Source organism: Sphingobium sp. B2 (assembly GCF_007693735.1).
Lineage (GTDB): Bacteria > Pseudomonadota > Alphaproteobacteria > Sphingomonadales > Sphingomonadaceae > Sphingobium > Sphingobium xenophagum.
Window position 1 is genome coordinate 1,076,156 of sequence record NZ_VDBZ01000001.1, and the last position, 18,236, is coordinate 1,094,391.

The following is an 18,236-nucleotide window of genomic DNA, read 5'->3' on the forward strand; positions in this document are numbered from 1 at the left end:
GTGCGCGCAAGAGTCTAAATCAGGCGACAGGCGGGATTTGTGCCGGATAATGGGGCAGGTCGGGATCATGATGGGCCCAGGCAGGGGCTGCATCGGTCCAGATAATGGCCTGCGGACCCAACAGTGCCGGATCGTCCAGCGCGCCGGCGCGGATGAAGGTCAGGTGCGAACGCGATTCGGCCAGGCTGAACAACGGCGTGCCGCAGGTCGGGCAGAAGCCGCGCTTCATCGCATTGCCGCTGTCGGCAACACTATCATGCCAGCGTACCTCGCCGGTGGTGACGACATGCTCGCTGGGGAAGCAGATATTCACCGTGCCGGACCCGCCGCCCAGATATTGGCACAGGCGGCACCAGCATTGCCGCGCCGCCATCGGTTCCGCGTCGATCCTGATGCGGACGGCACCGCACAGGCATCCGCCTTCATGCGCCATGTCAGCGCCCCTGACGCGGCGCCATGAAGGCCAGCCGCTCGAACATCATCACATCCTGCTCATTTTTGAGGAGCGCCCCATGAAGCGGCGGGATGGCCTTGGTCGGATCGCTGTTCTGGAGGACGTCCAGCGGCATATCCTCATTCAGCAGCAGCTTGAGCCAGTCGAGCAACTCGCTGGTGCTGGGCTTTTTCTTCAGGCCCGGCACGTCGCGGATGTCGTAGAAAATATCCATCGCCTTCGACACCAGGATTTTCTGGATACCGGGGAAATGCACATCGACGATCGCCTGCATCGTGTCGCGATCGGGGAATTTGATATAGTGGAAGAAGCAGCGACGCAGGAAGGCGTCGGGCAATTCCTTCTCATTGTTCGACGTGATGATGACGATCGGGCGATCCTTGGCCGCGATCGTCTCGCCAGTCTCATACACATGGAACGCCATGCGATCGAGTTCCTGCAACAGGTCGTTGGGAAATTCGATGTCGGCCTTGTCGATCTCGTCGATCAGCAGCACGGGCAGGGTAGGGGAGGTGAATGCCTCCCACAGCTTGCCCTTGCGGATATAGTTGGCAATGTCGTGGACGCGCTCGTCGCCCAGCTGGCTGTCGCGCAGACGGGCGACGGCGTCATATTCATACAGGCCCTGATGCGCCTTGGTCGTCGATTTGACGTTCCATTCGATCAGCGGCGCGCCCAGCGCTGTCGCAATCTCCTGCGCCAGCACGGTCTTGCCGGTGCCCGGCTCCCCCTTCACCAGCAGCGGGCGGCGCAGCAGCACCGCGGCATTGACCGCGACCTTCAGGTCGTCGGTGGCGACATAATCCTGGGTGCCTTCAAAACGCATCATAGTTCGTCCGCTTGCCTGTCATGGCTACCGGACTAGGCAAAGCGATGCGGGTGCGCAAGCCGCGCGGGCGATATGGCCCCAGGATCAGTTCTGGCGCGCGCGGATGTCGGCGCGGGCGGCCAGCAGATCCCACAGGCCGCGATGCTGGTTCAGCAACTGGCGCGCGCCGAACTGGATGGCCCGGTCGACCACGTCATCCCCGCCGATCGCGCGCGCGACCTCCAGCGTGGCGGCCCGTTCGGGCAGGGTGCAGCGGTGCGGCTCCATGCCGGCACGAAGCGCCGCCATGTCGAGGATGTGGCGCACCGCGCGCCAGTCGAGCACCAGCGCCATCGCCGCGCCCATGGCGCAACCGCGCCGGTCGGACTGGGCCAGCATGTCGAGCGCATGGCGTTGCTGGCCAACGGTGGTTTCGCAATCGGCCTGGCCCGCCGTGCTGGGGGCGGGGCCGACGGCAACCGAAACCTGGGTCAGATAGGCGCGTTCGGATGCGAAGGAATCGGCGGCCTCGATCAACCATGCACGGGCGGCATTGTCGGCCGATCGCGTGGCGGCATGATCGATCACGCCGGGATGCCGACCATGCAGCAGGCACAGATAATAGGCACCATCCGCCAGATCACCCAGCGACAGAAGCGAATCCCGCGCCACGCTGGCGCCCGCGCGATTGGCATAGGCATGGGCTGCCGTGCCATCGGCAGCGACGAGCGCCTCCAATATCCGCGATATATCGCCAAATTGATAGCGTGGTGCCGCTTCGCTCATATGCCATTCCCTGTTCGCCCCGGTCCGCCAGCGGGGATTTGACGGTCAAGCTACGGGAACGGGGTAAAGGAGCGGTTTACGGACGAGAAAAAAGGCGATCACGATCTTTGCCAAGGCGCTAATGGCGTTTTGAAAGCGTTCATCCTCCCCCGGCGGGAAAGGGGTATCGCATGGGGAACTGTCTGCTCCTTCCTCGTCATGCTGAACTTGTTTCAGCATCCATCGTGCACCACAGACGGCCGCTAGTTACGGGAAATGGATCCTGAAATAAATTCAGGATGACGTTGTGTCATGACGAGAAATCATATGCGATACAAAAGGAGGATGGGCCTGTGCAATCCGCCAATGTCGTGTCGGCAAACGACATGATCGCCATAAAAAAGGGCGGCCCAATCAGACCGCCCTTTGATACTTACCGATAAGCAGCAGCTTATTGATCGAGGAAACTGCGCATCTTGCGGCTGCGGCTCGGATGCTTGAGCTTGCGCAGCGCCTTTGCCTCGATCTGGCGGATACGTTCGCGGGTCACGCTGAACTGCTGGCCCACTTCCTCCAGCGTATGGTCGGTATTCATGCCGATGCCAAAGCGCATCCGCAGCACGCGTTCCTCGCGCGGGGTCAGCGACGCCAGCACGCGGGTGACGGTTTCCTTCAGGTTCGCCTGGATCGCGGCATCCACCGGGATGATCGCATTCTTGTCCTCGATGAAGTCGCCCAGATGGCTGTCTTCCTCGTCGCCGATCGGCGTTTCGAGGCTGATCGGCTCCTTGGCGATCTTCATCACCTTGCGCACCTTCTCCAGCGGCATGGACAGGCGCTCGGCCATCTCCTCCGGGGTCGGTTCGCGGCCCTGCTCGTGCAGGAACTGGCGGCTGGTGCGGACCAGCTTGTTGATCGTTTCGATCATATGGACCGGAATACGGATGGTCCGCGCCTGATCCGCGATCGACCGGGTGATCGCCTGACGGATCCACCAGGTCGCATAGGTGCTGAACTTGTAACCGCGGCGATATTCGAACTTATCGACGGCCTTCATCAGGCCGATATTGCCTTCCTGAATAAGATCAAGGAATTGCAGGCCACGGTTCGTATATTTTTTAGCGATGGAGATGACGAGGCGCAGGTTCGCCTCGACCATTTCCTTCTTGGCGATCCGCGCCTCGCGCTCGCCCTTCTGCACCATGTTGACGATGCGGCGGAACTCGCTGAGCGACATGCCGGTCGCCTGCGCGATTTCGCTGACTTCGGTGCGGATGCGTTCCACCGCGCGCCCTTCAGCAGCGACGAAGGCGGTCCATTTCTTGTCGATACCCGCAACCCGGTCCAGCCAGCCATCGTCCAGCTCATGGTTCACATAGCGGTCGAGAAAGTCCTTGCGCGGCACCTTGTGCCGTTCGGCCAGACGCAGCATCTGGCCGCCCAGCGCGGTCAGGCGCCGGTTATAGGCATAGAGCTGATCGACCAGATATTCGATCTTCTGCTGGTGGAACTGGACGCTTTCGACCTCGGCGGTCAGGCTTTCGCGCAGTTCGTGATAGCGATCCTCTTCCGCCTGGCTCAGCGCGTCGCCATTGCCCATGGCCAGCATGCGCGCGGCCTGGATGCTCGAAAAGGCACGGAAAATCTCCGTGATGGTCGCAAACTTCTCCAGCGCCATCGGCTTGAGCGTTTCTTCCATCTGCGCAAGGGAGAGGGTGTTGTCCTCTTCCTCTTCCTCTTCGGCGCGGCGGGTACGACGCTCGCCCGAACCATCCTCATCCTCGTCGGCGTCGGCGGACTCCTCTTCGGGCTCCTCCTCTTCCTTGAAGCTGGGACCGGCGGTCTTTTCGCTTATTTCGCCATCATCATCCTCGGCGCCTTCTTCCAGGCTTTCGGGCGCAGGGTCCTTGGACAGCATCGCGTCGAGATCCAGAATCTCGCGCAGTTGCATTTCGCCATTGTTGAGCGCCGTCGACCATTCGATGATCGCGTTGAAGGTCGTCGGGCTTTCGCACAGGCCCAGGATCATGGTGTCGCGACCGGCCTCGATCCGCTTGGCGATGGCGATTTCGCCCTCACGGCTGAGCAGTTCCACCGCGCCCATTTCGCGCAGATACATGCGAACGGGATCGTCGGTGCGATCGACCGTTTCCTTCTTCTTTTCGGTGATCAGCCGGGGCGAGCCGTCATCGTCCTCCGCCACTTCATTGGCGTCGTCATTGTCGTCCTCGCGCTGCTGGTCCTCACCATCATCGCCGGCTTCTTCATTTTCGACGATGTTGACGCCCATATCGTTGAGCGCGGACATGACATCCTCGATCTGCTCGGACGACATCTGGTCCTGGGGCAGGGCGCTGTTCAGCTCGTCATAGGTGATGTAGCCGCGCTTCTTGGCACGGGCGAGCAGCTTCTTGACCGAGGCTTCGTTCAGGTCGAGCAGCGGGGCATCGCCACCTTCATCTCCGCCATCACCCGCACCCGCACTTTTGCTGTTCGCCTTGGTCGCCATTTATTCGCCTTAACTCCGCCGCTCCTTCTTGCCGGAGCGATCATTCAAATCCCTCGTCCCATGACGGGACGATCATATCACTCAATGTCGTCGGACTGCGCGAGTTCCGCCAGGCGGCTTTCATGGTCCATTTTCAGCCGATGGACCCGTTGCTGCTCGGCATAGCTTGCCTCGTTGAGGTCTTCTCTCGCCCGTCTCGTCGCCTCCGCCAATGCAGCGTCCAGCTCCGGTCCCTGCGCCATCACCCGAATGGCCTCCTCCAGATCGCGGGTCACGCGATCGGCGTCGGTTGTCATCCTGTGGGGGGTGAATGTGAACGTGTCGGCCCGAAGCATCCCCTTCGCCATATTATACACTTCACCTGGCCCCAATATGGTAAGGAGGCCATCGGTTTCAACTGTTTCTTTGCGAAAGGATGCAGCAATCATCGCGGCGAGCAATTGACCCAGCGCCCGATCCGCCACTTGCAGGCTCGCCAGTGTCTCGCGATGGCGAACAATCTGGTCGGGATGGCGCAGCAAACTGGCCAGAATCGCGCGCAACAGCCTTTGTTCCATGCCGGTTGCGCCGATCGCGCGGGCTTCCTGGCCGACCGGAGCGATCGGCGGTTTCCAATTCCCCTTCTTGTCGCGCTGCCAACGGCCAGCATTACTGGCACCTTGCCCGCGCGGGGCGTTGCTGAAGGCGGGCCGGGCGAAAAACAGCGCGTCATAGCGCTCGCGGAACGCATGGGCATAATGGGCGCGCACGTCGGGATGGCCGATCGCCTCGGTAATCCCGGCCAGCCTTTGCTTGAGCGCCGCCTTTTGTTCGGGCGTATCGAGCGGCGCGACAGTCTGTTCATGGCTCCACAGCCGGTCGACCAGCGGTTGCGCGGCGGCCAGCACCGCGTCCATCGCCGCTGGCCCTTCGGCGCGGATCAGGTCGTCGGGGTCTTTGCCGGCAGGCAGCGTCGCAAAGGCCAGGCTATGGCCGGGGCGCAGCAGGGGCAGGGCGCGCATTGCCGCGCGGATCGCCGCCTTCTGCCCCGCCGAATCGCCATCGAAGCACAGGATCGGCACCTCGACCATCTTCCACAATCGTTCGATCTGATGCTCGGTCAGCGCCGTGCCCAGCGGCGCAACCGCATCGGCAAAGCCCGCCTGCGCCAGCGCGACCACGTCCATATAGCCTTCGACCACGATCACCCGGCCCGTATTGCGGCTGGCGGGGGAGGCGCGGTCGATATTGTAGAGGGTGCGTCCCTTGTCGAACAAAGGCGTGTCGGGGGAATTGAGATATTTCGGCTCCCCCGCGCCCAATATCCGCCCGCCAAACGCAATCACCCGCCCGCGAATATCGCGGATCGGCAGCATCAGCCGCCCGCGGAAGCGGTCGTACGTGTCGCGCTTTCTGGTTTTGCCGCCATCCGGCTCGGCACCGTCCGGGTCGATCAGGAGGCCCGCCTCGACCAGCATCGGTTCGCCAAATTCCTTGAGCGCGCTTTTCAGCCGCCCGCGTCCATCGGGCGAATAACCAAAGCCGAACGCTCGTCGTGTCGCATCGCTGATGCCGCGCTTGCCCAGATAGGCCCGCGCGTCCGCCCCGTCGATGCCGCCCAGTTGCTCCTCGAAAAAGCCCTGTGCCGCCGCCATCGCGTCATGCAGCCCTTTGGCCGCCTCCGCCCGTTTGGCCGCGCGCGGATCGGCCGCGGGGACTTCCATCCCCGCCGCCTGCGCCAGTTCCTTCACCGCCTCCATGAAGGGCAGGCCGCGCTGGTCCGTCATCCACCGGATCGCATCGCCATGCGCGCCGCAGCCGAAACAGTGGTAAAAGCCCTTCTCGTCATTGATCGTGAAGCTGGGCGTTTTCTCGTTATGGAACGGGCAGCACGCCTTATATTCGCGCCCCGCCTTCTGCACCTTCACCGTACGCCCGATCAGCGTGGACAGCGATGTACGCGCACGCAATTCATCGAGAAAGGCGGGGGTCAGGGACATTAACCCCACTCCCGCTTGCGGGAGGGGTTGGGGGAGGGCATGTCCGCCACGACGCGCATAATGTCCTCGATCACTCCGTCCAGATTGCCCAACACATCATTGTTCCAGAAACGGATCACGCGAAATCCCTGCGCTTCGATATAGCGCGTTCGTTCCGCATCGACGGCATCCTCGTGCTGGCCGCCATCAACCTCGATCACCAGACCAATGGATCGTGCCACAAAGTCGCAGATGAACGGGCCGACAGGCACCTGGCGGTTGAACCGGATGCCGGAAACTTTGCGCGCGCTGATCGCCTGCCACAGCACGCGCTCTGCGTCCGTCGCATTATTGCGCAGGGCGCGCGCTCTTGCGGTAGGGCGGGCATAGCCTTTGTCCATTGGGGTCAAACATGCCCTCCCCTGACCCCTCCCGCAAGCGGGAGGGGAGCCACAAGCGCCGGTTTAGTTCAGCGCCGCCTTCACCAGCGCGCTTGCCTTGCTCATGTCGATCACCTGGCCGTGCCGTTCCTTCAGCACTGCCATCACCTTGCCCATATCCTTGACGCTCGCCGCGCCGACTTCGGCCTTGATCCCCTCGATCGCCGCCTTCGTCTCATCCTCGCTCAACTGTTGCGGCAGGAAGCTTTCGATCACGTCCAGCTCGCTCTGTTCCTTGGCGGCCAGTTCGTCGCGCCCGCCATTTTTGAACATGTCGATCGATTCGCGGCGCTGCTTGACCATCTTTTGCAGCACTTCGACCACGACCACATCGTCGTCGGGCACGCTGGTGGCCACGCGCAATTCGATGTCGCGGTCCTTCAGCTTGGCCAGGATCAGGCGCACGGCGGCCAGACGTTCCTTGTCGCCCGCCTTCATGGCTGTGATCTGGGCGCTCTTGATGGTATCGCGAATCATGGCGAAGCGAATCCTGTTCTGATCGGGAAAGAAGTAGATATAACGCCAAAAGAGATTTTTAACAGGCGTTGACCGCGACGTCGCACAGGCATAGGTGACCGGCCGTTTAACCCGCACCAGACGGGACCCCGCAAAAGCAAAAAAGGACCACCCGACCATGGCTGACGCCAAGACCCTCATTGTGCCCAAAGGAGCGACAGGGGTATTGGTTTTTGCCGATGGTTCCGCCGTGTTCGGCCGTGGCTTCGGCGCGGTGGGCGAAGCGGTGGGCGAACTTTGCTTCAACACCGCCATCACCGGCTATCAGGAAATCATGACCGACCCCAGCTATGCGGGGCAGGTCGTGACCTTCACCTTCCCCCATATCGGCAATGTCGGCACCAACGCCGACGATGTGGAAGCGGACACGCCCTTCGCGCTGGGCTGCGTCGTGCGGCAGGACGTGACGGAGCCGAGCAATTTCCGCAACGTCCAGCCATTTGACGCATGGATGCGCGATCATGGCCGCATCGGCCTGTCGGGCGTCGATACCCGTGCGCTGACCCGCATGATCCGCGAAAAGGGCGCGCCCAACATCGTCATCGCCCATGATCCCGACGGTCAGTTTGACATCGCCGCGCTGGCTGCCAAGGCCGCCGCCTGGCCGGGGCTGGAGGGCATGGACCTGGCCATCGAAGTCACCGCCAAGGACAGCCGCTTGTGGAACGATGGCGGCTGGACGCTGGGCAAGGGCTATAGCCTTGGCGAGGCGGGCGCTGACCGCCCTCATGTCGTCGCCATCGACTATGGCGCGAAGAACAATATCTTCCGTAATCTGGTAAAGGCTGGCGCGCGCGTCACCGTGCTGCCCGCCACCGCGACCTTCGATCAGGTGTCGGCCCTGTCGCCCGATGGCGTGTTCCTCTCCAACGGACCGGGCGATCCCGCCGCGACCGGCGCATACGCCGTGCCGGTGATCCGGCAGGTGCTGGACGCGGACATTCCCGTGTTCGGCATCTGCCTTGGCCACCAGTTGCTGGGCCTGGCCGTCGGCGCAAAGACCATCAAGATGCATCAGGGCCACCGCGGCGCGAACCATCCGGTCAAGCGGCTGGAGGACGGGCTGGTCGAGATTACCAGCATGAACCACGGTTTTGCGGTCGACGCGGCCACGCTGCCCGCCAATGTCCGCGCCACCCATGTCTCGCTGTTCGACGGCAGCAATTGCGGCATTGCGCTCACTGACAAAAACGCCTTCTCGGTCCAGTATCACCCCGAAGCCTCGCCCGGCCCGCAGGACAGCTTCTATCTGTTCCAGCGCTTCGTCGATGGCCTCAAAAAAGCCGTGGCGGCATGAGCATCAAGCTGCCTCCCGTCGATGAAGCGCGGCTGGCCGCCGAATGGGAAGCGGACAAGCAAGTCCTCGCCAACCTCGCCGCCAATGGCGACAAGGCGATGATCCCGCGCCCGGTGGATGTGAGCTTTCGCGGATCGGAAAAGGATTTCGAGCGCGTCCTGACCATCGCCAGCCAGTTCGGCTTCGTCGAACTGGACCGGGAGGAAGATGAGGAAGGCGACCTGTTCCTGTTCCTGGAATGCGAACAGGCAGTCGACGAAGCCTCGATCCGCGCCCTGACGAAGAAATGCCTCCAGATCGAGATACTCTGCGGCGTCGAATATGACGGCTGGGGGTGCGAGGCGCGGACGGGGGCGGTGCATTGATGGAGCGGAGCATAGCGTTCTTGCTAGCAGCAGCTGGTTCTCTCTCAGCCTGCCAGTCGCCGTCGCAGCGTATGGTGGATATTGCTCAGCAGTGCGGCCTAAAAGACCTTCGTTTCAAAAGCAGCTTTTGGCGACCGGCCATTAGGTTAAGAGAGCGCCACGAAACGGGCATATATTATGCTGGCTCTGAGCCTCCGGGCTACGACAAGGTCATTGCACGGCAGTCGCGCATCACAAATTGCCTGATACCCAAAGCTAAAGCGGAGGGTATTGAAGTCGATTATCCTATTACGGTGATTATAAACTAATGCCCAAACGCACCGACATCTCCTCCATCCTCATCATCGGCGCTGGTCCGATCATCATCGGCCAGGCGTGCGAGTTCGATTATTCGGGCACGCAGGCGGTGAAGGCGCTCAAGGAAGAGGGCTATCGCATCATCCTGGTCAATTCCAACCCGGCCACGATCATGACCGACCCGGAATTTGCCGACGCCACCTATGTCGAGCCGATCACGCCCGAAATCGTGGCGAAGATCATCGAGAAGGAGCGGCCGGATGCGGTGCTGCCGACGATGGGCGGGCAGACCGCGCTCAACACCGCGCTGGCTTTGTTCAATGACGGCACGCTGGAGAAGTTCGGCGTCCAGATGATCGGCGCTGACGCCGAAGCCATCGACAAGGCGGAGGACCGGATCAAGTTCCGCGACGCCATGGACAAGATCGGCCTGGAATCCGCCCGTTCGCGCATCGCCCACTCCATGGAGGAGGCGCTGGAGGCGCTGGAGTTTACAGGGCTTCCTTCGATCATCCGCCCCAGCTTCACCATGGGCGGCACCGGCGGCGGCATCGCCTATAATCGCGACGAGTTCATGACCATCGTGCGCGGTGGCCTCGACGCATCGCCCACCACCGAAGTGCTGATCGAGGAATCGCTGCTCGGCTGGAAAGAATATGAGATGGAGGTCGTGCGCGACAAGCACGACAATTGCATCATCATCTGCTCGATCGAAAATGTCGATCCGATGGGCGTCCATACCGGGGACTCGATCACGGTCGCCCCGGCGCTGACGCTGACCGACAAGGAATATCAGATCATGCGCAACGCATCCATTGCGGTGCTGCGCGAAATCGGCGTCGAAACAGGCGGTTCCAACGTGCAGTTCGCGGTCAATCCCAAGGATGGCCGCCTGATCGTGATCGAGATGAACCCGCGCGTCTCGCGCTCCTCGGCCCTCGCGTCGAAGGCGACCGGTTTCCCGATCGCCAAGGTCGCGGCCAAGCTGGCCGTCGGTTACACGCTCGACGAGATTACCAACGACATTACCGGCGCGACGCCTGCCAGCTTCGAGCCGACCATCGACTATGTCGTGACGAAGATCCCGCGCTTCGCGTTCGAAAAGTTCAAGGGTGCTGAACCGCTGCTTGGCACCGCGATGAAATCGGTCGGCGAAGTCATGGCGATCGGGCGCAACATCCATGAATCGATGCAGAAGGCGCTGCGCGGTCTGGAAACCGGCCTGTGCGGCTTTAACGATGTCGAACATCTGGTCGGCGCGCCCAAGGATGACATCGTCGCCGCCTTGTCGCAGCCCACGCCCGACCGATTGCTGGTCGCGGCCCAGGCGTTGCGCGAAGGGCTGAGCGTCAGCGAAATCCACAATATCGCCAAGTTCGATCCCTGGTTCCTTGAACGGATCAAGGAAATTATCGATGCGGAAGGCGAGGTTCTGGAAAACGGCCTGCCGCGCGATGCGGACGGGATGCGTCGCCTGAAATCCATGGGCTTTTCCGACAAACGCCTGGCCTATCTCGCGCTCAAATCCGCCAATCTGCGCGGCATGGAACGCGGCATTGCGCGCGGTTCCGGCCTGATCCACGAAGCGGTCAAGGCGATGACCGGCGGCGTGACCGAGGATGAAGTGCGCGCGCTGCGCCATAAGCTGGGTGTGCGCCCGGTGTTCAAGCGTATCGACACCTGCGCCGCCGAGTTCGAGGCGAAAACGCCCTATATGTATTCGACCTATGAAGCGCCGATCTTTGGGGAAGCAGAAAATGAATCCGCCCCGACGGATCGCGAAAAGGTGGTCATTCTGGGCGGCGGGCCGAACCGGATCGGGCAGGGGATCGAATTCGACTATTGCTGCGTCCATGCCTGCTTTGCATTGAGCGACGTCGGCTATGAAACCATCATGGTCAACTGCAACCCCGAAACCGTGTCCACCGACTATGACACGTCGGATCGCCTCTATTTCGAGCCGCTGACCGCCGAGGATGTGCTGGAAATCCTCGACATCGAAAAATCGAAAGGGACGCTCAAGGGCGTCATCGTCCAGTTTGGCGGCCAGACCCCGCTCAAGCTGGCGCAGGCGCTGGAGGATGCGGGCATCCCGATCCTGGGCACGTCCCCCGACGCCATTGACCTGGCCGAAGACCGCGAGCGCTTTGCCGCGCTGATCGACAAGCTGAAGCTGCGCCAGCCCGCCAACGGCATCGCCCGCAGCCGGGAAGAGGCGATCGCGGTCGCCAACCGCATCGGCTATCCCGTCCTCATGCGCCCCAGCTATGTGCTGGGTGGCCGGGCGATGGAGATTGTCGACGGGCAGGCGCAGCTGGAAGAATATATCACGACCGCCGTTCTGGTGTCGGGCGAATCGCCTGTGCTGATCGACCAGTATCTGCGCGACGCGATAGAGGTTGACGTCGATGCCCTGTGCGACGGCGCCGATGTCGTCGTGGCTGGCGTGCTCCAGCATATCGAGGAAGCCGGCGTCCATTCGGGCGACAGCGCCTGCTCGCTGCCGCCCTATAGCCTGAGCAATGACATCATCGCGGAAATCGAACGGCAGACCGAAATATTGGCGCATGCCCTGTCGGTGCGCGGGCTGATGAACATCCAGTTCGCGGTCAAGGATGGCACGGTTTACCTCATTGAGGTGAACCCGCGTGCCAGCCGCACCGTCCCCTTCGTGGCCAAGGCGATCGGTACCCCCATCGCCAAGATCGCCGCGCGCGTGATGGCGGGCGAGAAGCTGGAAACGCTGCCCAAGATCGACCGCAACGCGATCAACCATGTCGCGGTCAAGGAAGCGGTATTCCCCTTCGGCCGCTTCCCCGGCGTTGATCCGGTCCTGTCACCGGAAATGAAGAGCACCGGCGAAGTCATGGGAATCGATAGCGATTTCGCCACCGCCTTCGCCAAGGCGCAGATCGGCGCTGGCACCATGTTGCCGACTGGCGGCACGGTGTTCATATCGCTGAAGGATGGTGACAAGCAGGTCATCCTGCCCGCTGCCAAGAAGCTGGCCGCCATGGGCTTCCGCATCATCGCGACCGGCGGCACCGCGACCTTCCTGGCGGATCATGGCATCGCGGTCGAAACCGTCAACAAGGTGGCGCAGGGCCGTCCGCACATCGTCGACCGGATCACCGACGGCGACGTGCAGCTGATCTTCAACACCACCGAAGGCTGGCAGTCCTTGAAGGACAGCAAGGCGATCCGCACATCGGCTCTACGGGCGAAGATTGCCAGTTTCACCACCGCCGCCGCCAGCGTCGCCGCGGCGGATGCAATCGAGGCTTTGCGGGACCATCCCCTTGAAGTGCGGTCGCTCCAGTCCTATTATCCCCTGTCGCAAGCCTGATCCCCTGCACAAGGACACACGCTGCGGGTGGCACCATGTTGGTCGCCGCCAAAGGGAAGTTTTGACGAAGGATTTGCATAATGGCGACCGTTGAGAAGATGCCGATGTTGCAGGTGGGCTATGACAAGCTCATGGGGCAACTCCGCGAACTCAAGGCTGAACGGCCATTGATCGTTGACGCCATCGAAGAGGCGCGCGCCCATGGCGACCTGTCGGAAAATGCCGAATATCATGCGGCGAAGGAACGTCAGGGTCAGGTGGAGGCCACCATCTCCGATCTGGAGGACAAGCTTTCGCGCGCGCAGATCATCGATCCCAAAAGCCTGTCGGGCGACAAGATCGTGTTCGGCGCGACCGTCACCTTGCTGGACGAGGATGACAAGCCGGTCAAATATCAGATCGTGGGTCAGGCCGAGGCGGACGCGAAGCTGGGCATGATTTCCTATAACAGCCCGCTTGGCCGCGCGCTGATTGGCCGCACGGTCGGTGAAGATGTGGAAGTGTCGGTCCCGTCTGGCGACAAATTCTACCAGGTCGAAAAAATCGACTTCATCTGATCGTGAGATTACCTGCAGGCAGGATGACCAACGGGATCGCGGCGATAACCTTCGTCGCGTTTCTGCTGCTTGATCTGACCGGGCGCACGGATGATGCGGCCATCATCGGCGGCTTCATTCCTGCGCGCATTGCCGATCCGGCGCTGCTGGATGGCATGGCGGCGGTCCCTGCCTGGTTGACGCCGCTCAGTTGCACGCTGATCCACGCAGGCTGGCTGCATATCGGTTTCAACCTGCTGATGCTGGTCTTTTGCGGGCGGCAGGTCGAACAGGTATTGGGGAAGGGCGGTACGCTCTGCCTCTATCTGACCGGCGCTTATGGCGCATGCGCCGCGCAATGGGCGATCGACCCCGGTTCGACCAATCCGATGGTGGGCGCCAGCGGTGCGATCTCGGCGATCATGGCAACCTATGCCCTGCTATACAGTCAGCAGACGGTGCGCAGCATTGGGCCGATCTCGGCCAATATCGTGCGCCTGCTCTGGCTGGCGGCGGCGTGGATCGGCTTGCAACTGATGATCGGCATCGCGACCGCTGGCGGGATGGGGCAGCTTGGCCAGATCGCCATTGCCGCGCATATTGGCGGCTTTCTTGTGGGGCTGGTGCTGACGCGCCCGCTGTTGCGCTGGCGTTTCCGAAAGCCGCCCCAGCCCCTCAACTAAATCATCAGCTGGACGGCAGTTCCGGTTCCAGCAGCCGGTGCAGATGCACGATCACATAGCGCATTTCCGCGTCGTCGACGGTCCGCTGCGCGGCGCTGCGCCACGCTTTCTCGGCCGACACATAGTCAGGGAACACGCCGACCAGATCGACCTTGCTCAGGTCCTGAAAATCCAGTGTCTGTGGATCGGTAACGCGACCGCCCATCACCAGATGCATTTTGCTCATGGCGTTATCTGTCCTCTTTTGGGTGAACGCTGCTCCTAGCAGCGGTGCAGCGTCCATCCAAGGGGGGCAGAGGGGGCAATTGCGTGCTTTTGCTGCCGGCGCGATTAGTTTTTCGGCAATCGCGCCTTTATCGCATCCGCCAGCGCGTCAACCTTGGCGTTGACGAGGGCCACGACATCTTCGGTAATGTGCGTAGCCTTGCCCGGCAGATCGCTCGACGCTGCCGTCTTGCGCGCCGTGGTGGCCAGATCGCTTGCGCTCTGCTTGATCGATTCCGCGCCATCGGTCGCGGCCGATCGGGCAGCAATTGCCGCCTCGACCACGCGCGCACCAGCGGCGCTGGCAATGCCCGGCAGCGCTTTCATTGCAGCCCGGCTCTTGGGGAACATCCATGCGACCAGCGCGCCCGCCGCGACGGCGCCAGCGACGGCCACGACCGGATGCTCCTGCACGATCTGATTGGCGCGCGTCGCGATCTTCTGCGTACGGTCGCGCGCGTCGCCATAGGCTTCGCTCGCTTTGTCCCGGCTGGTCTGGATCAGCTCGCCTGCGCCTTCGCGGGCTTTTCCGGTGCCATCCTTGATCTTGTCCGTCGCGCTTGCCGCGACATCATTTGCCGCTTCGCGAACGCGGCTCAGTTGGGCGCGAATATCAGCCATTTTCAGTCTCCGAGTGGTCGGGGTTCGTGTCGGTATGTCCAACGTACAGCCGCCCGAAAAGTGCCGCGAGCGGGCGACGGACAAGGAAGAGGAGGATGGCCGCGCCCGCCGCCCCGACCATGGCTGGCCGCTGCCGAGCCGTGGCGGCGGCATAGGCCATGCCGTCCATCGCAACATCCACCACCTTGGTCGTCGCGTCCTGCTTCAACCTGGCGGGCGTTACCCGCGCTTTGGCAGCCTGAGCGCTGGAAATCAGGCTTTGTTTTGCGGCCTCGGCCCGCGCGACAGCCTCACGATATTGCAACGCACCACTCATGGGGTAATCGCCTTCTTCATCCGGGAGATCCGTGCCTTTGCCATCAGCAAAAGCCCGGTCGTGACCAGCAGGCTGGCGCCCAGCACCGCGAAGGTCGCCCAAAGCGGGCCAAGCTGTGGCGATAGCGCGATGATCAGCCCGATCAGGAATGCCACCAGCGTGGCGAATATCAGCATGATCGCCACCACGGCAAAGATCGCGGCATCGCGCACGCCTGCCCCGATAAGGCCGGCGCGCGCCTTTTGCTTGTCCGCTTCCGCCGCTGCATAAGCACGGCCATCGGCATAGAGACGGGCAAAGACATCACGCACCGATTCGTCGGGCGCGGCGTCCTCATGCCCGTCGGCTTGCGGCGTGACCGCCGTTTCCGCTGGCTTGTCTGTCAAATCTTCCTCCGCCCCGTTCGCCGGGGCCTTTGCGCAGATGTCAGGTGTCGCTGTCCGAACCCTTGGCCAGACGCATCAACACGAAGCCGACCACCGCCGCCGCGCCGATGGCGACAGCCGGGCTTTTACGCACGAAATCGCGCGCTTCGTTCATCAACTGGTCGACATCCTTGCTGTCCAGCGTGTCCGCCGCGCCGGCAACCGATTCGGCCGCCTGCCGGGCATAATCGCCGTATTGCGGGCCTAGCTTTGCATCGACCGTGCCTGCCGTATCGGAAATCAGCTTGGCCAGGCTCTGCATCGCCGTGCCGGTCTTTTCCTTGGCGACGCCAGCAGCCGACTTGGCGGTCTTGCCTGCCTGTTCCTTGATCGGGTCGATATGCGACTTCCAGTCGACAGCGCCCAGCGCGTCGGTGGCGGACTTGGCCGCCTGTTCCGCCTTCGCCTTGATGGGCGCGATCTGCGCCGACCAGCCGGTCGATGATGCGCCGTTGCCGGGCTTCTTCGTGGCCTTCGCGCTGGTGGTCGCCTTTGCGGTCGTTGCCTTTGTGGTCGCTACCTTGCGCACGGGCGTCTTGCGCACTGGCGTTGCCTTGACCACGGGGGCGCTGGCTGCGGTGGCCTCGACCGGCTTGGCCTTGCGCGGCCTGCCGACCGACTTTTTCGGCGCTGTCTTGGCGGGCGGGGTGTCGGGCGTGTCGGCCATGGTCCTAAGTCTCCCTTTCGGTTGCGCGGCTGGGGCGCGCGCCGCGGCAAATGATACTTGGGTCAAATGCTTTGCGGTCGCTCACAGTTCCGTAGCCGTTCCAATTTCGACCATCGGCATTTTTTCCGCCCATGCAAGCCCCTCTGCATTGCCAAGCACGGGGGCGCTGGCTAAGCGGAGCGCGAAAATAGGCGTCCTGCCGCAGCGCAGGCCATATTTCAGGGAGCGACCATGACCGCCATTCTCGACATTCACGCCCGCCAGATTTTCGACAGCCGGGGCAACCCCACCGTCGAAGTCGACGTCACCCTTGAAGATGGCAGCTTTGGCCGCGCCGCCGTCCCGTCCGGTGCATCGACCGGCGCCTATGAAGCGGTGGAAAAGCGCGACGGCGACAAGAGCCGCTATATGGGCAAGGGCGTGCTGCAGGCGGTTGCCGCCGTCAATGACACGATTGCCGAACAACTGATCGGCCTGGACGCGGAAGATCAGGGCGAAGTCGACGCCGCGATGATCGAGCTGGACGGCACCGACAACAAGTCGAACCTTGGCGCCAACGCGATCCTGGGCGTCAGCCTGGCGGTGGCGAAGGCGGCTGCCGATGCGCGCGGCCTGCCGCTGTACCGCTATGTCGGCGGCGTGTCCTCGCATGTCCTGCCGGTGCCGATGATGAACATCATCAACGGTGGCGAACATGCCGACAATCCGATCGACTTTCAGGAATTCATGATCATGCCGGTCGGCGCGGAAAGCATCGCCGACGCCGTGCGGATCGGGTCGGAAATCTTCCACACGCTGAAAAAAGGCCTGCATGACAAGGGGCTGGCGACGTCGGTGGGCGATGAGGGCGGCTTTGCCCCCAACATCGCCTCTACCCGCGACGCGCTCGACTTCATCATGCTGTCGGTCGAAAAGGCGGGCTACAAGCCGGGCGACGATGTCGTGCTGGCGCTCGATTGCGCCGCGACCGAATTTTTCAAGAACGGCAAATATGAGATTTCGGGCGAAGGCCTGTCGCTCAGCCCGGTCGAAATGGCCGATTATCTTGCCGCCCTGTGCGCCGACTATCCAATCAAGTCGATCGAGGATGGCATGAGCGAGGATGATTTCGAAGGCTGGAAAGCGCTGACCGACAAGATCGGCGGTTCGGTCCAGCTGGTCGGCGACGACCTGTTCGTGACCAATCCCAAGCGTCTGGCCATGGGCATCGACATGGGGCTGGCCAATTCGTTGCTGGTCAAGGTCAACCAGATCGGCACGCTGACCGAGACGCTGGCGGCCGTCGATATGGCCCATCGCGCGCGCTACACTGCCGTCATGTCGCATCGGTCGGGCGAGACCGAGGACGCGACCATCGCGGACCTCGCCGTCGCCACCAATTGCGGTCAGATCAAGACGGGTTCGCTCGCGCGTTCCGACCGGCTCGCCAAATATAATCAGCTCATCCGTATCGAGGAAGAACTGGGCGACATCGCCGTCTATGCGGGCCGCTCCATCTTCCGCTAAAACTGTCGGGATTCGGTTGGCCGCAAGTTAACCATTTTTTACTTGCGGCCAGTCTCTCCCTGTGATTCATCTTGGTCATGGCGCACATCGCGAAGCTTCGTTCCCTTCTTTTCTCGGCCTTTGGTCCGGCGGTCGCGCTGCTTCTGCTGCTCGTCTTTGCCCTCTATGTCGTGCTGGGGTCGAACGGGGTGCTGGCGTGGGGCGATTATTCGCGTCAGTTGCGCGCAGCCAAGGCCGAACTGAAAAGCACGCAGGCGACGCGCGCCGAATTGCGCAATCGCGTCGAGGCGCTCGATCCGCGCCGTGTCGATCCCGATCTGGCCGATGAACTGATCCGTCGCCAGCTCGGCGTCATCCACCATGACGAAGTGATCGTTCCGCTCAACTGAGCCGCCTTCAAGGAAAACGTAAGGTTTTTGCGTAGAAATCGCCGTAGCCGCAATTTTACTGCGGACGGATTGAT

The 18,236-nt window shown here is 62.3% G+C and carries 19 protein-coding genes; 7 read left to right on the forward strand and 12 right to left on the reverse strand.

All coding sequences use genetic code 11. From position 1 onward, the window contains the following. Positions 1 to 19 precede the first annotated feature (19 nt). From FE851_RS05330 to FE851_RS05360, 7 genes are all read right to left on the reverse strand, one after another. Positions 20 to 433: a GFA family protein gene (locus FE851_RS05330; protein ID WP_107125042.1), complete on the reverse strand. Its 414-nt coding sequence runs from the start codon at positions 431 to 433 to the stop codon at positions 20 to 22. Position 434: 1 nt separating this feature from the next. Then, on the reverse strand, positions 435 to 1,280 hold the full coding sequence (locus FE851_RS05335; protein WP_145204144.1) for an AAA family ATPase: 846 nt from the start codon (positions 1,278 to 1,280) through the stop codon (positions 435 to 437). A gap of 87 nt (positions 1,281 to 1,367) precedes the next feature. Beyond that, positions 1,368 to 2,048: a DUF6975 family protein gene (locus FE851_RS05340; RefSeq protein ID WP_017184690.1), complete on the reverse strand. Its 681-nt coding sequence runs from the start codon at positions 2,046 to 2,048 to the stop codon at positions 1,368 to 1,370. 430 nt (positions 2,049 to 2,478) lie between these two features. After that, positions 2,479 to 4,536, reverse strand: coding sequence for an RNA polymerase sigma factor RpoD (rpoD, locus tag FE851_RS05345; RefSeq protein ID WP_017184689.1), 2,058 nt, complete (start codon positions 4,534 to 4,536; stop codon positions 2,479 to 2,481). 77 nt (positions 4,537 to 4,613) lie between these two features. Continuing rightward, positions 4,614 to 6,515 (reverse strand): DNA primase, encoded by a 1,902-nt coding sequence (gene dnaG / locus FE851_RS05350; protein ID WP_145200501.1) that lies wholly within the window; start codon positions 6,513 to 6,515, stop codon positions 4,614 to 4,616. Further along, entirely contained in the window at positions 6,515 to 6,895 is a 381-nt protein-coding gene (locus FE851_RS05355) for an endonuclease domain-containing protein (RefSeq protein ID WP_145204147.1), read from the reverse strand. Before FE851_RS05355 ends, dnaG begins: the two co-directional genes overlap by 1 nt. Before the next feature lie 63 nt (positions 6,896 to 6,958). Beyond that, positions 6,959 to 7,411, reverse strand: coding sequence for a GatB/YqeY domain-containing protein (locus FE851_RS05360; protein WP_026002684.1), 453 nt, complete (start codon positions 7,409 to 7,411; stop codon positions 6,959 to 6,961). A 157-nt stretch (positions 7,412 to 7,568) separates the two neighbouring features. Here FE851_RS05360 and carA point away from each other — a divergent pair, with 157 nt between their 5' ends. The 5 genes from carA to FE851_RS05385 all read left to right on the forward strand — a co-directional run bounded on the left by carA (position 7,569) and on the right by FE851_RS05385 (position 13,974). Then, complete coding sequence (carA, locus tag FE851_RS05365; RefSeq protein ID WP_145200504.1) at positions 7,569 to 8,747, forward strand: glutamine-hydrolyzing carbamoyl-phosphate synthase small subunit; 1,179 nt, start codon at positions 7,569 to 7,571, stop codon at positions 8,745 to 8,747. Further along, positions 8,744 to 9,112 (forward strand): ribonuclease E inhibitor RraB, encoded by a 369-nt coding sequence (locus FE851_RS05370; RefSeq protein ID WP_145200507.1) that lies wholly within the window; start codon positions 8,744 to 8,746, stop codon positions 9,110 to 9,112. The genes carA and FE851_RS05370 overlap by 4 nt, the downstream gene beginning before the upstream one ends. A gap of 307 nt (positions 9,113 to 9,419) precedes the next feature. Beyond that, positions 9,420 to 12,755 carry a carbamoyl-phosphate synthase large subunit gene (gene carB / locus FE851_RS05375; protein WP_145200510.1) on the forward strand — a complete coding sequence of 1,112 codons (3,336 nt, stop codon included), beginning with the start codon at positions 9,420 to 9,422 and terminating at the stop codon, positions 12,753 to 12,755. An 80-nt stretch (positions 12,756 to 12,835) separates the two neighbouring features. After that, positions 12,836 to 13,312 carry a transcription elongation factor GreA gene (gene greA / locus FE851_RS05380; RefSeq protein ID WP_017184681.1) on the forward strand — a complete coding sequence of 159 codons (477 nt, stop codon included), beginning with the start codon at positions 12,836 to 12,838 and terminating at the stop codon, positions 13,310 to 13,312. Between the two features lie 23 nt (positions 13,313 to 13,335). Next, a complete protein-coding gene (locus tag FE851_RS05385; RefSeq protein ID WP_019052569.1) occupies positions 13,336 to 13,974 on the forward strand; it encodes a rhomboid family intramembrane serine protease in 639 nt (212 codons plus the stop codon). 4 nt (positions 13,975 to 13,978) lie between these two features. Here the strand turns inward: FE851_RS05385 and FE851_RS05390 are convergent, their stop codons facing one another. The 5 genes from FE851_RS05390 to FE851_RS05410 all read right to left on the reverse strand — a co-directional run bounded on the left by FE851_RS05390 (position 13,979) and on the right by FE851_RS05410 (position 16,267). Next, entirely contained in the window at positions 13,979 to 14,200 is a 222-nt protein-coding gene (locus tag FE851_RS05390; RefSeq protein WP_017184679.1) for a DUF4170 domain-containing protein, read from the reverse strand. Positions 14,201 to 14,304: 104 nt separating this feature from the next. Then, positions 14,305 to 14,859, reverse strand: coding sequence for a DUF883 family protein (locus FE851_RS05395; RefSeq protein WP_145200513.1), 555 nt, complete (start codon positions 14,857 to 14,859; stop codon positions 14,305 to 14,307). Further along, positions 14,852 to 15,175, reverse strand: coding sequence for a hypothetical protein (locus FE851_RS05400; protein ID WP_145200517.1), 324 nt, complete (start codon positions 15,173 to 15,175; stop codon positions 14,852 to 14,854). Before FE851_RS05400 ends, FE851_RS05395 begins: the two co-directional genes overlap by 8 nt. After that, positions 15,172 to 15,561 carry a phage holin family protein gene (locus FE851_RS05405; RefSeq protein ID WP_145200520.1) on the reverse strand — a complete coding sequence of 130 codons (390 nt, stop codon included), beginning with the start codon at positions 15,559 to 15,561 and terminating at the stop codon, positions 15,172 to 15,174. The genes FE851_RS05400 and FE851_RS05405 overlap by 4 nt, the downstream gene beginning before the upstream one ends. Positions 15,562 to 15,601: 40 nt before the next feature. Continuing rightward, on the reverse strand, positions 15,602 to 16,267 hold the full coding sequence (locus FE851_RS05410) for a hypothetical protein (protein WP_145200523.1): 666 nt from the start codon (positions 16,265 to 16,267) through the stop codon (positions 15,602 to 15,604). A 231-nt stretch (positions 16,268 to 16,498) separates the two neighbouring features. On the opposite strand from FE851_RS05410, the gene eno reads away from it, so the two are divergent. Continuing rightward, positions 16,499 to 17,773: a phosphopyruvate hydratase gene (gene eno, locus FE851_RS05415; protein ID WP_017184674.1), complete on the forward strand. Its 1,275-nt coding sequence runs from the start codon at positions 16,499 to 16,501 to the stop codon at positions 17,771 to 17,773. A gap of 77 nt (positions 17,774 to 17,850) precedes the next feature. Then, positions 17,851 to 18,162, forward strand: a complete 312-nt coding sequence (locus FE851_RS05420; protein ID WP_017184673.1) for an FtsB family cell division protein — start codon at positions 17,851 to 17,853, stop codon at positions 18,160 to 18,162. Positions 18,163 to 18,236: the final 74 nt, after the last annotated feature.

Excerpts from the sequence above, each read along its gene's own strand:
- FE851_RS05330 (WP_107125042.1), bottom strand. The coding sequence starts at position 433 with ATGGCGCATGAAGGCGGATGCCTGTGCGGTGCCGTCCGCATCAGGATC.
- FE851_RS05335 (WP_145204144.1), bottom strand. The coding sequence starts at position 1,280 with ATGCGTTTTGAAGGCACCCAGGATTATGTCGCCACCGACGACCTGAAG.
- FE851_RS05340 (WP_017184690.1), bottom strand. The coding sequence starts at position 2,048 with ATGAGCGAAGCGGCACCACGCTATCAATTTGGCGATATATCGCGGATA.
- rpoD (WP_017184689.1), bottom strand. The coding sequence starts at position 4,536 with ATGGCGACCAAGGCGAACAGCAAAAGTGCGGGTGCGGGTGATGGCGGA.
- dnaG (WP_145200501.1), bottom strand. The coding sequence starts at position 6,515 with ATGTCCCTGACCCCCGCCTTTCTCGATGAATTGCGTGCGCGTACATCG.
- FE851_RS05355 (WP_145204147.1), bottom strand. The coding sequence starts at position 6,895 with ATGGACAAAGGCTATGCCCGCCCTACCGCAAGAGCGCGCGCCCTGCGC.
- FE851_RS05360 (WP_026002684.1), bottom strand. The coding sequence starts at position 7,411 with ATGATTCGCGATACCATCAAGAGCGCCCAGATCACAGCCATGAAGGCG.
- carA (WP_145200504.1), top strand. The coding sequence starts at position 7,569 with ATGGCTGACGCCAAGACCCTCATTGTGCCCAAAGGAGCGACAGGGGTA.
- FE851_RS05370 (WP_145200507.1), top strand. The coding sequence starts at position 8,744 with ATGAGCATCAAGCTGCCTCCCGTCGATGAAGCGCGGCTGGCCGCCGAA.
- carB (WP_145200510.1), top strand. The coding sequence starts at position 9,420 with ATGCCCAAACGCACCGACATCTCCTCCATCCTCATCATCGGCGCTGGT.
- greA (WP_017184681.1), top strand. The coding sequence starts at position 12,836 with ATGGCGACCGTTGAGAAGATGCCGATGTTGCAGGTGGGCTATGACAAG.
- FE851_RS05385 (WP_019052569.1), top strand. The coding sequence starts at position 13,336 with ATGACCAACGGGATCGCGGCGATAACCTTCGTCGCGTTTCTGCTGCTT.
- FE851_RS05390 (WP_017184679.1), bottom strand. The coding sequence starts at position 14,200 with ATGAGCAAAATGCATCTGGTGATGGGCGGTCGCGTTACCGATCCACAG.
- FE851_RS05395 (WP_145200513.1), bottom strand. The coding sequence starts at position 14,859 with ATGGCTGATATTCGCGCCCAACTGAGCCGCGTTCGCGAAGCGGCAAAT.
- FE851_RS05400 (WP_145200517.1), bottom strand. The coding sequence starts at position 15,175 with ATGAGTGGTGCGTTGCAATATCGTGAGGCTGTCGCGCGGGCCGAGGCC.
- FE851_RS05410 (WP_145200523.1), bottom strand. The coding sequence starts at position 16,267 with ATGGCCGACACGCCCGACACCCCGCCCGCCAAGACAGCGCCGAAAAAG.
- eno (WP_017184674.1), top strand. The coding sequence starts at position 16,499 with ATGACCGCCATTCTCGACATTCACGCCCGCCAGATTTTCGACAGCCGG.
- FE851_RS05420 (WP_017184673.1), top strand. The coding sequence starts at position 17,851 with ATGGCGCACATCGCGAAGCTTCGTTCCCTTCTTTTCTCGGCCTTTGGT.